This window comes from Rhodoferax sp. P2_H8_2 (assembly GCF_056403235.1).
The window spans coordinates 1-12,865 of record NZ_JBFUFW010000004.1 but is presented as its reverse complement, the minus strand read 5'-3'; the positions used below and the strand labels follow the sequence as shown (position 1 = coordinate 12,865).

Below are 12,865 nucleotides of genomic sequence, written 5' to 3'. Positions count from 1 at the left end.
GACTCGGCAAACACCTATGTCTCAACAATCCTCCAAAGACTATTCCTCATCAAATCCTGACCCGATCATGCTGCTAGCGATCAATCCGTCAATCCTTGAGCGCCTGGGCCTAAGCCTGGGCGACCTCGTTGACATGGGAGACGCAAGTTGGAAACAGACTAAGAGCACACACAGTGGTGCGGCGCGAATATTTGCCTTAGCCTCCCATGCGGAGGAGCTTGGCGACCTAAACCGCGAGTTGCTTACAGCTGAAAAAATGGCTGAACGCATGAAGTGCAGTAAAGCAAATGTCTACGATCGGGAAAAGAAGGGTACGTTGTTTTCAGTGCTGCCGCCCGGCCGAGAAAATGGTCGCCGCTATCCAGTATTTCAATTGCATTCGCGATTGGATAGCACACTGCTAACCGAACTCATAGGTCAGTTCCGAGCTCAAGACGCTCCCACAAATCTGCTGTGGGAATTTCTCCGCTCGGTTCAAGCATCGCTTGGCAATCTCACAGGTGTGGAGTTCCTCACAGGCCAACGACCGGCCCGGGATGGAATCAACTCAGCAGTGATTGAAAAACTGGCATCCCTAAACGCTGAACGGCGTAGGGCATATGTGGTGGAACACGCTTTGGAGGGCCTTCAATATGCCCTCACATGACATCGAACAAATCCGAAAATACCAACCTTCTGCTGCTAGGCCATGACGTAAGCGTAAGAGTCATTCCTGCCGATACGCCACTCTGCAGATTATTTCGCCATCCAGGAGCAGATTTCTTGCCTGCACCACCGGAAAAGCGAAATGGCCGCCTTGACCCTCCGATGCACCGCAGAGAAGACTATGCCATTCTCTACGCCTCAGATTGTCTGAGCACGGCGGCTATCGAAGTCCGCGCTCTGATACTTGCGCCTACGAATCCGCCAACCTACCAGGTATCGGAATTCGCAGAAATCGGGCAGATGAAACTACAGTGGACAAATCTCGTCGCTATGGAGTCGGTTAGCTTCATAGATCTGACAGCGCCAAAGACGGCCGGTTTTTTTGGCTTGGACTTGGACAACACTCTTGACGAAATCGGTTACTGGCGGTCGGCGTCGGCCAAGATATTTGACGCACTTTGCACAGTTAAACACGACAATGTCGTCGGCATCTGCTACCGCAGTCATCGAAGCCGTGGCGCACTTAACTATGCGCTCTTCGAGGGACGTTACGAGAAATATTTTGTTTCGCAAGTTCAAGGAGCTTTCGACTTACGAGCACTTCGTCCGAAGGCACCCTTCTGACGCTCCAATTTCAATTTCTCTTCTGGTTACATCATGGCTCTACATTGCTGCGCAACAAATGATCGTTGAAAAAATCATTTCACGTCACGCAATTGCAAAATTTCGTTTTCAATTTTAGAAAAGAGACTTTCGAGCCCACCAGTTAACGGCGTCTTCATGTAAGCGAGCGTCAACAAGGTCATCGGATGCATGCCCATTACTTCTGCCAATTGCTCAACCTTGGCTAAGGTTGGCGATCCAATTCCTCGCTCTAGCGAACTGATATACGTTCGACTTGAAACCAAGCCGAATCCCTCTTGGCTAAGCTGGCGTGCATTTCGAGAAAACTTAAGGGCTTTCCCAAAGTTGTTTGGATGTGATTTGGTATGCGTCATGCATACCGATTAATTAACATTGAACACTAAAACGCTACAATGTATAGTGTGCATTTTGAGCAGCATGTTCATTACAAATCACGCCTACAGATCGCCAGTCTCGGACATTCTGGGCAGTGCATCCGACACATATTGGCGGGCGATGGAGCTGACTCTGCTCAGTCCATGGTTTATTGTTTCATTCCGCCAGGCGGAGTCCATAGACGATGAATATTTCGATATAGGAAGAACTGTATTGCTCGCAGACACAGAGGAGTTGGAACTGTTTGTCCAGGATTCCCATGGCGGCCTATTGAGTGTTGACTCAGTGCAAATCATGACGCCCGGTCACATAAATGGCACGTCAGGCTGGAAGATGGACCTGCTCCGTGCCGTTTGGACAGCACCAGAGCCAGAGTGCGATGGGTTCACAGCAGATGTCTTTGAAACAGACGACGGCAAATGGTATGTCAGATCTAACCTTGGAACTCAGGTCGATGACCTCAAAGTCAAGAGTATTCGATTCTCGTCACCAATTGGAAGAGCTTCATCAGGGTTAGGGAATTGAAGGGCAAAAGCAGTAGTACTCCATGAAGTTCCAGTCGTCGGACTGAATGCTGTGCATACTTCTTCACCTAGCGCGGATAGGTCACTTTAGATTGAGGCAATTCCAAAGGAAGCGGAAGTTGGGGATGCTCGTGGCACCATGGCATGCATGACGCCCGAAATCCGAATATTTTTTGATACTGAGTTCACAAGTTTGAACGACGGTGCAGAACTCATTTCAATTGGTCTGATTGACCAAGCTGGTGTGCAATCCTTCTATGCCGAGCTCACCGATACATGGTGTCTCGCACAAACTAGCGACTTCGCAAGAACCAGAGTGCTACCGCTTTTGCAAGGTGGGCAGTACCAGATGACTATGCGCGACTTAAGCGAGAGGTTATCGGCTTGGCTAGCATCTTTCAACCAACCGCTCGTACTAGCAACAGACTCACTCACTTGGGATTGGCCGTGGATTGTGCGGATCCTGAAGGAACCAGGGCTATGGCCAAAGAATCTCATCGATGAACCACTCTTGCTCAATATGAACTACTTGATTGAGTTTGATCGATTTGTAGAAACCGTTGAAAATGGTTTTGCAAACGGTCTGAGGAGGCACCACGCCCTTGACGATGCACAATCAAACCGGATGGGTTGGATCGCAGCAGGTGGCGACATTCGGAGTTGATCTAGTACTGTTCCGGTCGCTTTGGCTAACTCTGCTTGCGATTTCTGACTCCTGAAAAGCCCTCCCCCCACATTCGACACCTTCTACAGATTTGTTCAGGGCTAGACTTGCGAAAACAGGGATAAGACCAATATGAAGAAACAGAGAGTCAAGCAACGGCTATTTCAAAGATGGAAGAGCGAACACGTAATKCGGTTGCGCCAGAAGTCTGGCCCAGGGCTGTCAAGGCATGCGAAACGCAAACATCGGATTGGCCGTGAAAAGCAGGTCTTGGTGGCACCTTCGCATTTCATCTTGATGTCTGTGAAAAGTTACCAAAGCGGCACCGACGTCAATGAATATTTCGGGTTTCTGAAAATGCTTAGGTCGGTCACTTCTCCTATTCTTGTCATTGACATGCGGGGCGTGCGGCGGATGGTTGTAGATGCTGCCTTGTTGTTTAAGGCCGAACTCTCCCGTTTGGTTGAAATGCGTGGAACGCGAATTGAGGCGATTGAGCCGACCAGTCATCGGACGCAACAAGTGCTGAAGCAAACCGGAATCGACCGTCTTTTGAGACTTGAAATTGCACTGCAGCCCAGTCGCGACGATGTGATCCATTGGCGAATAGCAGAGGGACCGCGAACGGGAGTTGACCCTCAATCACTGGAGCCAATGATGGCTGATATTGAGGAGGTGACCGGGTTAGCTACCCATCCGGTCTATCAGGGGATCATCGAATCTATCGGAAACTGTGCGGAGCACGCTTACAAGGATCATCCAGATGTCACTTGGAAAATGCCCGGAAATCCTAGCTGGTGGGTTTTTCAGCAAGTCAAGGACGGCGTACTGATGGTGGTTGTTTGTGATCTGGGCATAGGAGTAAATCGAGCGCTGCCTCTTACATTGGCGAATGAAATCGGGCTATTGCGTAAATTGATGCATGTTGTCCGAAGAACCAAAGGCGAAGATGCCCGCGCGTTGATGGCGGCCATGGAATATGGTCGTAGTAGCACCGGATTGCACGAACGCGGGAGAGGCATGAGAAATGCCCATGCCGTCATTGACGATCATGGTGTCGGTGACTTTTATGCTATGAGCAACAAGGGCTTTTACGCTTATCGCAAGGACTCCCAGTCTGCCGTGGGAGCCCATCGAACTGTAAAATTGCGTCATTCCATCCATGGAACGATTCTGGGTTGGAGGCTCCCTCTGGAGCAAACCTCACAACAAGGAATGTCATGACACCTGTCGACACTGTCAGAGTCAATGTGGCAAAGGACTTTACCAAGCTGCCAGGCTTGAGATACATCCGCCTCGGCCGATTTAGCGGAGAGGAGTTTCGCCAGAAATTTCTATTAGAGCCCTTGCGGCAAGGCAAATCCGTCATTGTCGAACTTGATGGTGTGCGGGGCTACGGCAGCAGTTTCCTGGAAGAGGCATTCGGCGGGACTGTCCGTGAACTGAACCTTGAAACCGAAGATGCATTGAAACGACTGAAAGTGGAGACTTCTGTACAAAGCTGGCAGCTTGATGTAGATGAATACATCCGCACTGCCAAGCTGAACAAGGGTGCGCCGGGCGCATGACTACGGCGGTGGCACAGGCAACCCCACCTACAGTCGCATCGTCGGCTTCAATTTCGTCAGCCAGCACTATCAGCACTGCCACCGGCAAAGATGCAGCGCTGGATGCCTTCAAATTGCAGCCTCCACCGATAGTAGTCACGAACGCGTACGCATGCGTTCCTCAAACCAGCTGCGCACCACCTGTACTGCCAAAGGAACCGGGGCTACTTATTGCGGTGCTGCCAAGCTTGTTTTCGGCAACGGTTGTTGTCGCCGGATGGTATGTCGTCCATAGAGTGCAGGCCAATCGTGAGCGTCGCAAACACATCAGGGAATATGTCGCTGCCTTGTGTGACGATTTGGAAGTACTGGAAGCTTTGGCCATCAGTTATCACACGCACAATCGTGAAGTGGCCAAGGAACAAGAGCTCATTTCTAAACTTGGCCGCTTTGAAAAAGCCTGTTTCACGCTGCCGCATTTTCTTGAGAGCCAGAAGTTTTTTAAGGCGGTTCCAGAGGAAAAGCTCAAGATCGATGCTCAGCTAGTGCAGGTATTGCGCAAGGCAATGACACTGAACCACTTTGGCGATGAACACACCAGCGCGCTCAACGATCAGGACCCATTTATTCAAGAAATTGGGTTGGCAACTGTAGATATGTTGGATGCTCTGGAGCGTGTTCGTATCGACTCATTGGACTGAACACTTTGGCAACTAATCTATATTGGAGTCCACATGCAGTTACCTGATGATGACTTTTTTGGTGTGATCGGCGAAGACTTCCATATTCTCTTGGAGGTTGAGAACGCCGGCCCAGACGATATCGCCCGTGGCGTTGCAGCAGCATTGGCGGTCTTTGAGGCGGCCAACGTTGACATTCGTCGCGCGTGGCGATCATCGGAAAGAATGTGTTTGGGTTGGTACGACTTTTTAGAATCCGGCCCGGACGACAGCGAAATTGAGAGTTGGGAGACCGACTGCCGTTTAGCAGATGTGTGGAACGATGCCGACGAAGCTGCGGTAGTCGCCGCAACTGTGTCTATGCCTGAAGGAACAATGTTGCACACCATGATGCGTTTGGACTGGACTGGATGGCAAAACAAACTGGGAACCCATTACGGTGGACCACACAAAGTTCGCGGAAAAGTCCTGTTTGAAAACCGATACCTGAATTCATTCAATATGCTTCTAGGCCTTCCTGGGCAGCCTTCGGCTTGATCCAGTCAGAAAACCTCGGCTGATAGAGCTTCACCGCCCCCTTGTTGTGAGGCCACCATTCAGTGTCTGATTCCTTGGCCTGACGACCTTCCCACTCCAACCGGAACCGGTACTTTGATTTGCCATCCGGCAGGCTGTGACAGGCCACATCCAACGCAGCATTCTCTGCATCACACCAAACGTCTGCCTGGCGACACCAAGCACTCCATGACGTGACGGCGCGTACTGCCTCGGGTGAGGCCTCCAGCAGATCGTTCAGATGTGCAGCCACCATTCCCATGCCCGTGAATGCCTCGTACGCGGAAACACCTGCACGCTCAAACACAGCCTGAGCCGCTTGTAAACCCAGCGCCAAATCCTGTTCGCTGGCTCCTTGCACTTCCAAAATAATCGTGCTCCTGGCAGGAACCAGGTTGCTGATATTGTCCATATTCATTGCGTTTCTCCTCGATTGAATAGGGTCCGACTTGGCCGATATAGGCCAGATTTGGTGATTTCGTGACCCTGGATATATACTGTATGCATGTCCAGTATATTGCCAATCATGCGACCCGTGCAAGCGGCCCGCAACCCGGTTTTGACGGATTGGCTCGCCAATCGGGTCAGTGCAGGGTTTGGCTCACCGGCCGAGGACATTGGCGCCAAGCGCGTGGACCTGAACCGCATCCTGGCCATCGAGGAGGAGGACACGTACTTCATGCGCGTGGAGGGCCAGTCCATGGAGAACTACGGTATCTATGACAAGGACATCTTGTGCATCAAGAAGGGCCGGGACGTCCACAGTGGCAACATCGTGGTGGTTTCGCTCGACAATGAGTTCTTGGTGAAGTGCTACGACACCACGAAGGGGCGACTGGTCCTCAAAGCCGGGAATCCCAAGTACCCCGACATCGAACCCAAGGAGCTGGAGACCGTTCGCTTCTGGGGTGTCGTCTCCGCCACCATCAAACTCTTCCCCCGATGAGTCGATCATGTTTGCCTTGGTCGACGGAAACAATTTTTATGTGAGCTGCGAACGCGTCTTTCGCCCGGATCTGGAAGGACGCCCGGTGATCGTGCTCTCCAACAACGACGGCTGCGCTATCGCCAGAAGCAACGAGGCCAAGGCCCTTGGTGTTGCGATGGCTGCACCTTGGTTCAAGATCAAGCATCTGGAGAAGGAAGCGGGCCTGATTGCCCTGTCGGCCAACTTTGCGCTCTATGGCGACATGTCGGACCGGATGATGCACATTGCCGCAGAACTCGGCCCCAGCCAGGAGATTTACTCCATCGACGAATCCTTCATCGATCTCGCCGGCGTGCAAGGCGACCTGGTGGAGCGGGGACGCAGAATCCGAGCCCGCATCGTCAGCAGCACAGGCATTCCCTGCGGCATCGGTATGGGTAAAACCAAAACCCTGGCGAAGCTGGCCAATCACATCGCCAAGACGGCCGAGCGCAAGCCGGGGCTGTATCCATCCGAATTGGCCCAGGTCTGCAACCTTGAGACATTGGACCGGACGGAGTTGGAGGCAGCATTCAACGTCACGCCGGTCAATAGCGTCTGGGGTGTCGGTCCCAAGATCACCAAGCAGTTGAATGAACGTGGCGTCATGACCGTGCAGGACCTGGTGCGCATGGACCCGGCCACGGCCCGGCGCGGATGGTCGGTGGTGCTAGAGCGTACGGTACTGGAGTTGCAAGGCACTTCATGCATTGAGCTGGAGCAAATGTCCCAGTTGAAGAAAGAAATTGCCTGCACACGGTCCTTTGGGGTTCCCATCATGACCCTGCCCCCTCTGTGTGAGGCCGTATCGGAATACGCCAGTCGCGCTGCGGAGAAACTGCGCAAACAAGGCAGCCTGGCGGCCCAGATCCTGGTCTTCATCCATACGAGTCCATTCCGCGATGACCGTCAGTACGCCAGGTCCATCGTGGTCCCTTTACGTCGCCCCACCGCGGACACGGCGAAGTTGGTGCATGCAGCGCTGATGGGCCTGCGGCAGATATTCCGGCCCGGCTTCAAGCTGTCCAAGGCGGGAGTAATACTGATGGAACTTCAGAATGAAAATGTTCACCAAGGGGAACTGGATCTGGAGTGTGACGATGGCGCTATTGAGGGCAGAACGCGCCTGATGACCGCCATGGATGCGGTCAACTTGCGTTACGGACGTGGAACCATGAAACTGGCAAGTGCCGGGCTTACTGGTGACAAAAGCTCTTGGTCGATGCGACAGGAGCGCAAGAGCCCGGAATACACCACGCGCCTTTCAGACCTACCCATAGCAAGAGCATGACTACGGACCCGTTGCCAGAACTTAAGCGCCCTCATGCCAAGCGGCTCAGAGAGATATACCGCTCCGCTGGATGGCCGAGTCTGGATGTAGTGGAAATCGAACTGCTTGCCAATGGCATGTTGGAGCGGGTTCGGGACGCTGGTGGGTTGGAATGTGTCCGGGTGACCAACGCCGGCATCCAATATCTGGCAGCAACTGCGCTGGTAAACCGAACGGCGCTCAGTGCCCACCAAACGTTGGTGAACGCAGTTGCACAAGTGATGCAACGCGATGGGCGGCTCGTATGGACTGCCCTGGCGCTGCGCGCCTGGATACCGCCAGAAGGAAGCACCAAAGGCTATTGGAAGATGTGCCAACCTGATGTGTTCTCCATCCGCAATAGCTCCAAGCAAAGCTTTTTGGAACCCATCGTTCATGAGATTAAAGTGAGCAGAGCAGACCTAATGGGGGATATCAAACTGCCGGATAAGCGGAGGGCCTATCTGGATGTGGGTGGCCAATGTTGGTATGTCCTGGGGCGAACAGCCAAAGGCAAGCCCATTGCCGAACCCGAAGAGGTCCCACTTGAATGTGGTGTCATGCTTCAATGTGGAGATCGGTTTGAAGTGCTGCGTACAGCACCGAAGCGCGAGATGCTAGAACTACCATTTGGTATATGGATGGCGCTTGCAAAGGCAACGCCTTTGCAACCATCGACAGAAGACGTTCAAGCGCAACTGTCATGAAACCAATTTCTGTTCGCAGGGTTGCAATGAAGCGTTCAAGGGCATCCGCTAGCAGCCAAATTATTTGCACAATGTGCTACTCCGTTCGAGCCATCGAGACCACCAGTTCATGAGAAAGTCATACGTCTACCTCCTCTCCCACCGCAACGGCAAGCGTTTCAAGGTTGGCAAAGCCAACGACATCATTCAACGGGCACGAAGCTTCAATCTGAACGACATTGATTGGGACAACTCACTAGGCTTGGAGTTGCAGAGTGCCAAAGCCGCTTTGCGCTTGGAGAACATTCTGCTGCGCACCTTCGAGAACTGGCTGCTCTCTGTGCAGGATGTCATGGACGATCAAGGCGTTCTTGACGGCGCGACAGAGTGGATGCGTAGCGAATGTCGATCTCGGATGGAAGACTTCTTGCAGCATGTAGAGGACATTCATCTGCATTGCCGTATTTGTGGAAACGTGCTTATGCAACAAGTGACCGAGCTGACGTCCAACAATCTCTTCGCAATTGCTGAGCGAGAACGACGCAATTCGGAGAAGCTGCAACGAAGTGAGGCCAGGGCGATGCTTCAACGGGCAGAGGAAAGCGCGTCCAGGGCGCTTCTCAATGCCGCATTGCTACAGGCAAAGGAGATTCTCTGGCGGGAATTGGAACACCACTTCAATGCTGGAACTATTGTCGGTATGGCATCGGAGGGGCATGGCTGGAATCTCATCCTCCTTGGGAAATCATTAGACGATCGCCTTTGGCAGCTCGGCCTACAAGACACCCATTTTAAATGGCCTCGTGGCGCGAGCGGTCTTGTAAATTCGATCTCGGAATACCAGTGCGGAGATGACCGCGTCTGTGTGGTTAGTCTAGGCAGCGTCTTCTACGATGGCTGGCCGTCCAGCCAGGTTGTAATGAGCGCACTTGCTGATGTGACAGCGTTTTTCAGATCCTTACTGCCAGTGGATCTTAGTCATTTCAAAGCCATCATCAATGCCAGCATCTTGAATGACACTAGATCGCGGGAATCAAGGGAACGGTTGCAGGCCTTCGTGGATGAGCACCTTCCTGTGCTGCAGATGCGAATGGCAGCGCGCATGTCTCAATGCCTTTTTTAGATGAAGGGAGCAAAGTGGTGAAAGCCGTTGCGACAAAGAATTGCCCAGATTCAGCTTCCGGTTGGAAACTTTGATCCCCCGCTGGCAATGGCAGAAGTCATAGTTCACTTTTGTACCGAAAGCTACATTACGTCGTAAGTTCACGCCCCTTCGGCAACCTCAACCATCTCATCAAAGTGCTTCTTGTCAACTTCTTCCATCCACTGGAAGATGTTATTCAACACACTGTGGCTCTCTCCCGCGAGATTCTCGGCAGACTCCTGTGTTATTTCAATGACATCGCTGTGCGAATATTTGTTGATAAACCTGTAAATCTTTTCCTTCGTTTCAGCAGTCGTAAGACTACATCCTACTAAGCCCGCATCCATAAGCTGACTCACATCGTTACGCCCTCGAGGAAATTTGAAAGTGAAGAACGATTCCAAGAGCTTTCGCGCGAGGTTGGCAGTTAGAAATGCCTCGTCGCGGTTAAGAGCAGCCTTTGCTCGGTAGGCGTAGAGTTTTTTGAAAATGTAGTGATACTCAGATCCAAAGTTTTTAAGCGAGTCATCTGCATCCACTATGAAGGAACTGCGGGGTGAGCCAGGCGGAACATCCAGCATATAAAAGAATGCCACGGGCGGTTTAGGCGGCGTCTTCCTTTCGCGATTTCTGTTGGTCGTCACAAACCAATCCCTCACCAGCTTGAAATATGTGAAGTTATGGGTGAGCACGAACAGCTGCTTAGCGTCTATGCACTGGGTCTTGAGGAAAGAGTAAGCATGAAAAAGGTGGTTGGAGTCAAAGCTTGAAACAGGATCGTCCACGACAACAATCGTGTCAGCGATGTTGTTCCCCTTCTCCTTAAGCTTTGTGATGAAGTAGACAAAGGCGATCGCCGTCTTCTCTCCTTCGCTCAAATTTCCGTCATGCTCCCCAATTCCGTTTCTAATGATTTCATAGCCTTTCATTGCAGGGTTGAAGCTCAAGCAGAGTTCCGAGCGGCCAATAAAGCGATGAAGGATGCTATTGAATTCCTTTGCCCCAACCGTTTCATTGGATAAAAGTGCTTCAAGATTCCCTACTTCTAAGGCAAGACCTTCAATCGTCTCCTTGTCGGATGCAGCAGTCGCCGCTAAGTTCCCGCAATGCTTCTCATTGCCCGCATAGTCAAACTCTTGAATTTCTGCCGCAGCAAAATGAAGCTCAAGAGATCGCTTTGCTTTGGCAGTTTCCGCACTGAAGTTGTCTGTCTTATTGTTGTGCTTCTTCACTAAATCATTAATAAACGATAAGACCGCATTAAAGTTCTTCACATCCTCCTCAACCACATCCGAAATCCGAATATCAGTCTTTAAGGGATCAGTGATTTTTGCCCTTAAGGCTTCCCGCCATTCTTCAATTTTCGCGTCAATTTTCTGAGCGGCTTCCTTGTATTGCCCTTCTAGCTTCATGACCTCAGCCGCAAACTCCTTATAAAAGATTGTGGATGCAGGCAGGCTATTTGCGGGAGCACCTTGAGTAACCATCCAGGTAGCCGCACTGTTCAATCTCGTCTGGAAGTCGGTGAATTCCTTGCTGAAGTGAGCTGCTAAGACTTCCCCACGAGCTGTAGTGACCGGTTGCCCGCAGAACTCGCAGGAAGCTGATTTGTGGTGTTCATGAATCTCCATGCCCTTCTGCACCCAATCGCGGATATCAGGATTTTCCGTAAGTCTCTGTATCGCCTGATTGATCGCGGTCGTCCCAATCAGGTCGCGGATGCGGTCAGCAGCCCTTTTGAAGTAGCCTTCTTCAATTGTTGTTGAGATGAAGCTAATGCTTGGCAGGTGGTCCGGCTTTGCTGCATTTGTTAGCTCGATGACCTTCTCGTCAGAAAGCACCGACTCTTTCAATGCAACCGATTCTCCGTTGCTCTCAATAAACTTCGAGAGCTTGCGGCGGTCATAGTTCAGATAGTAGTTATCGCTGGTATCAATCGCCTGAAGACCCGTCTTCATTTTCTTAGCAGCATTGGTTAGAAATTTATCCAACGCTTCCGTCTTCGTTCGAATTTCTGTGAGCTTTGCCGAGTATTCCTTTTGCTTTTCCCCAAGTTCACTCTTCTTCTTCTCAAAAGCCTGGAGATCGTCAATCTTCTCTTTCGCAATGAGGAGGATGCTTCTTACTGACTTATCCCATTCAATGTTCTCTTGGATGAAGCGTTGATTGAAGACGTGGACGTTCAGTTGTGAAGCCGCCAGGGTTGTCTCAGTCAGCGAATTCCCATCGTCAAGTGCGATCGAGAATTGCGCACCAGTAAAACGAGGAATCAGCAAACGGCTCTCGAGGCAAGTGAACACATTCGAAAGGGTTGACTTTCCGGTGCCATTCCAACCGTAGATAAGGTTGTACCTGCCAAACTTCTGAATGCCAGACCCGTTGTAGTCGGTGAAGATGCCGAACTGCAGAAGGCGATTGATACGATGAATCATTTTTAGAGGCTCCCTTAGGCCACACTACGTCGGCCCTCCAAGAAATGTAGTCCTCTATTCACTTCCCTGTCTATCCCCCAAATGGGGGATGCCCAATTTAGGACGCTGCCATTGCGTCATCGAGCGACCGCTTTATCTCGAAAGGAGTCGCGCTTCGAGGCGTTAGTTATGACGCCACAAATTGTCCGTGCCGGATTTCAAATTGGCCTGTTCCCACCAATATGCGCATTCCGGTCAGACTGACCAGCTGTTCCAGAATCCTTTGACCACATATAGTCAATTTCCGGTGTTGCCATCGAGTGCAACTGACAGACTTCAGGTTTGGGCCAACTGCAGACTTATACGGATGACCGCTTTAGAGCGGTCCAACGATAGATCGTTGAATTGCGTTGTACGCAAAGCTGGTGGTGCGTACTTGGGTTTCAGCTTGGGCCAGCCAAGGGGCTGCACCCAGGCCAAGGGCCAAGAGTGTTTGCAGGCTGATTTTGAGGGCGCGCTGGATAGGAGCTTGTTGACGGATTTGCATGATGATGACTCCGCTCTTATGGTTTGACACTGGTGACTGTGGCGCTCTTCACACGCCCCACGATCCAGTTGGTGGTGTCGGCTGGCCAGTACTCGTAGACCGTGGTCTTGCTGATGCCGTCGTTGCTCTCAACCTTGGTCTGACTAGGATCCCCGTAGTGCGGGAA

16 protein-coding genes are annotated in these 12,865 nt (G+C 51.6%); 12 read left to right on the top strand and 4 right to left on the bottom strand.

The genetic code is table 11. The features are described from left to right. Nucleotides 1-16: 16 nt before the first annotated feature. Both AC1DV6_RS08440 and AC1DV6_RS08435 read left to right on the top strand, forming a co-directional pair. Complete coding sequence (locus AC1DV6_RS08440) at nt 17-646, top strand: hypothetical protein (RefSeq protein ID WP_477977009.1); 630 nt, start codon at nt 17-19, stop codon at nt 644-646. After that, a complete protein-coding gene (locus AC1DV6_RS08435) occupies nt 643-1,269 on the top strand; it encodes an RES family NAD+ phosphorylase (protein ID WP_477977008.1) in 627 nt (208 codons plus the stop codon). Before AC1DV6_RS08440 ends, AC1DV6_RS08435 begins: the two co-directional genes overlap by 4 nt. A 74-nt stretch (nt 1,270-1,343) precedes the next feature. Here the strand turns inward: AC1DV6_RS08435 and AC1DV6_RS08430 are convergent, their stop codons facing one another. Further along, nucleotides 1,344-1,643, bottom strand: a complete 300-nt coding sequence (locus AC1DV6_RS08430; protein ID WP_477977007.1) for a helix-turn-helix domain-containing protein — start codon at nt 1,641-1,643, stop codon at nt 1,344-1,346. A gap of 64 nt (nt 1,644-1,707) precedes the next feature. On the opposite strand from AC1DV6_RS08430, the gene AC1DV6_RS08425 reads away from it, so the two are divergent. The 6 genes from AC1DV6_RS08425 (at nt 1,708) to AC1DV6_RS08400 (ending at nt 5,617) form a co-directional block, all read left to right on the top strand. Continuing rightward, nucleotides 1,708-2,190 carry a hypothetical protein gene (locus AC1DV6_RS08425; RefSeq protein ID WP_477977006.1) on the top strand — a complete coding sequence of 161 codons (483 nt, stop codon included), beginning with the start codon at nt 1,708-1,710 and terminating at the stop codon, nt 2,188-2,190. A gap of 147 nt (nt 2,191-2,337) precedes the next feature. Continuing rightward, a complete protein-coding gene (locus AC1DV6_RS08420; RefSeq protein ID WP_477977005.1) occupies nt 2,338-2,853 on the top strand; it encodes a hypothetical protein in 516 nt (171 codons plus the stop codon). Between the two features lie 132 nt (nt 2,854-2,985). Next, on the top strand, nt 2,986-4,077 hold the full coding sequence (locus AC1DV6_RS08415; RefSeq protein WP_477977004.1) for a hypothetical protein: 1,092 nt from the start codon (nt 2,986-2,988) through the stop codon (nt 4,075-4,077). Next, nucleotides 4,074-4,421, top strand: a complete 348-nt coding sequence (locus AC1DV6_RS08410; RefSeq protein WP_477977003.1) for an STAS-like domain-containing protein — start codon at nt 4,074-4,076, stop codon at nt 4,419-4,421. Before AC1DV6_RS08415 ends, AC1DV6_RS08410 begins: the two co-directional genes overlap by 4 nt. After that, nucleotides 4,418-5,101 carry a hypothetical protein gene (locus AC1DV6_RS08405; protein WP_477977002.1) on the top strand — a complete coding sequence of 228 codons (684 nt, stop codon included), beginning with the start codon at nt 4,418-4,420 and terminating at the stop codon, nt 5,099-5,101. The genes AC1DV6_RS08410 and AC1DV6_RS08405 overlap by 4 nt, the downstream gene beginning before the upstream one ends. 33 nt (nt 5,102-5,134) lie before the next feature. Continuing rightward, on the top strand, nt 5,135-5,617 hold the full coding sequence (locus AC1DV6_RS08400) for a hypothetical protein (protein WP_477977001.1): 483 nt from the start codon (nt 5,135-5,137) through the stop codon (nt 5,615-5,617). Here AC1DV6_RS08400 and AC1DV6_RS08395 read toward each other — a convergent pair. Beyond that, nucleotides 5,577-6,053: a hypothetical protein gene (locus AC1DV6_RS08395; protein WP_477977000.1), complete on the bottom strand. Its 477-nt coding sequence runs from the start codon at nt 6,051-6,053 to the stop codon at nt 5,577-5,579. The two genes, AC1DV6_RS08400 and AC1DV6_RS08395, sit on opposite strands and share 41 nt — an antisense overlap. A gap of 87 nt (nt 6,054-6,140) precedes the next feature. On the opposite strand from AC1DV6_RS08395, the gene AC1DV6_RS08390 reads away from it, so the two are divergent. The 4 genes from AC1DV6_RS08390 (at nt 6,141) to AC1DV6_RS08375 (ending at nt 9,720) form a co-directional block, all read left to right on the top strand. After that, the gene (locus AC1DV6_RS08390; protein ID WP_477976999.1) at nt 6,141-6,581 is read left to right on the top strand and encodes a LexA family protein; all 441 of its coding nucleotides are present in this window, start codon (nt 6,141-6,143) and stop codon (nt 6,579-6,581) included. A 7-nt stretch (nt 6,582-6,588) separates the two neighbouring features. Then, nucleotides 6,589-7,893 carry a Y-family DNA polymerase gene (locus AC1DV6_RS08385; protein ID WP_477976998.1) on the top strand — a complete coding sequence of 435 codons (1,305 nt, stop codon included), beginning with the start codon at nt 6,589-6,591 and terminating at the stop codon, nt 7,891-7,893. 89 nt (nt 7,894-7,982) lie between these two features. Continuing rightward, nucleotides 7,983-8,618: a hypothetical protein gene (locus tag AC1DV6_RS08380; protein WP_477976997.1), complete on the top strand. Its 636-nt coding sequence runs from the start codon at nt 7,983-7,985 to the stop codon at nt 8,616-8,618. Nucleotides 8,619-8,727: 109 nt separating this feature from the next. Beyond that, nucleotides 8,728-9,720: a hypothetical protein gene (locus AC1DV6_RS08375; RefSeq protein ID WP_477976996.1), complete on the top strand. Its 993-nt coding sequence runs from the start codon at nt 8,728-8,730 to the stop codon at nt 9,718-9,720. Nucleotides 9,721-9,860: 140 nt separating this feature from the next. Here the strand turns inward: AC1DV6_RS08375 and AC1DV6_RS08370 are convergent, their stop codons facing one another. Together AC1DV6_RS08370 and AC1DV6_RS08365 are read right to left on the bottom strand one after the other, a co-directional pair. Then, a complete protein-coding gene (locus AC1DV6_RS08370) occupies nt 9,861-12,173 on the bottom strand; it encodes an AAA family ATPase (RefSeq protein WP_477976995.1) in 2,313 nt (770 codons plus the stop codon). Nucleotides 12,174-12,528: 355 nt separating this feature from the next. Continuing rightward, complete coding sequence (locus AC1DV6_RS08365) at nt 12,529-12,699, bottom strand: hypothetical protein (RefSeq protein ID WP_477976994.1); 171 nt, start codon at nt 12,697-12,699, stop codon at nt 12,529-12,531. Nucleotides 12,700-12,865 lie beyond the last annotated feature (166 nt).

Excerpts from the sequence above, each read along its gene's own strand:
- AC1DV6_RS08435 (WP_477977008.1), top strand. The coding sequence starts at position 643 with ATGACATCGAACAAATCCGAAAATACCAACCTTCTGCTGCTAGGCCAT.
- AC1DV6_RS08365 (WP_477976994.1), bottom strand. The coding sequence starts at position 12,699 with ATGCAAATCCGTCAACAAGCTCCTATCCAGCGCGCCCTCAAAATCAGC.
- AC1DV6_RS08370 (WP_477976995.1), bottom strand. The coding sequence starts at position 12,173 with ATGATTCATCGTATCAATCGCCTTCTGCAGTTCGGCATCTTCACCGAC.
- AC1DV6_RS08390 (WP_477976999.1), top strand. The coding sequence starts at position 6,141 with ATGTCCAGTATATTGCCAATCATGCGACCCGTGCAAGCGGCCCGCAAC.
- AC1DV6_RS08425 (WP_477977006.1), top strand. The coding sequence starts at position 1,708 with ATGTTCATTACAAATCACGCCTACAGATCGCCAGTCTCGGACATTCTG.
- AC1DV6_RS08385 (WP_477976998.1), top strand. The coding sequence starts at position 6,589 with ATGTTTGCCTTGGTCGACGGAAACAATTTTTATGTGAGCTGCGAACGC.
- AC1DV6_RS08395 (WP_477977000.1), bottom strand. The coding sequence starts at position 6,053 with ATGAATATGGACAATATCAGCAACCTGGTTCCTGCCAGGAGCACGATT.
- AC1DV6_RS08405 (WP_477977002.1), top strand. The coding sequence starts at position 4,418 with ATGACTACGGCGGTGGCACAGGCAACCCCACCTACAGTCGCATCGTCG.
- AC1DV6_RS08430 (WP_477977007.1), bottom strand. The coding sequence starts at position 1,643 with ATGACGCATACCAAATCACATCCAAACAACTTTGGGAAAGCCCTTAAG.
- AC1DV6_RS08375 (WP_477976996.1), top strand. The coding sequence starts at position 8,728 with ATGAGAAAGTCATACGTCTACCTCCTCTCCCACCGCAACGGCAAGCGT.
- AC1DV6_RS08400 (WP_477977001.1), top strand. The coding sequence starts at position 5,135 with ATGCAGTTACCTGATGATGACTTTTTTGGTGTGATCGGCGAAGACTTC.
- AC1DV6_RS08410 (WP_477977003.1), top strand. The coding sequence starts at position 4,074 with ATGACACCTGTCGACACTGTCAGAGTCAATGTGGCAAAGGACTTTACC.
- AC1DV6_RS08440 (WP_477977009.1), top strand. The coding sequence starts at position 17 with ATGTCTCAACAATCCTCCAAAGACTATTCCTCATCAAATCCTGACCCG.
- AC1DV6_RS08420 (WP_477977005.1), top strand. The coding sequence starts at position 2,338 with ATGACGCCCGAAATCCGAATATTTTTTGATACTGAGTTCACAAGTTTG.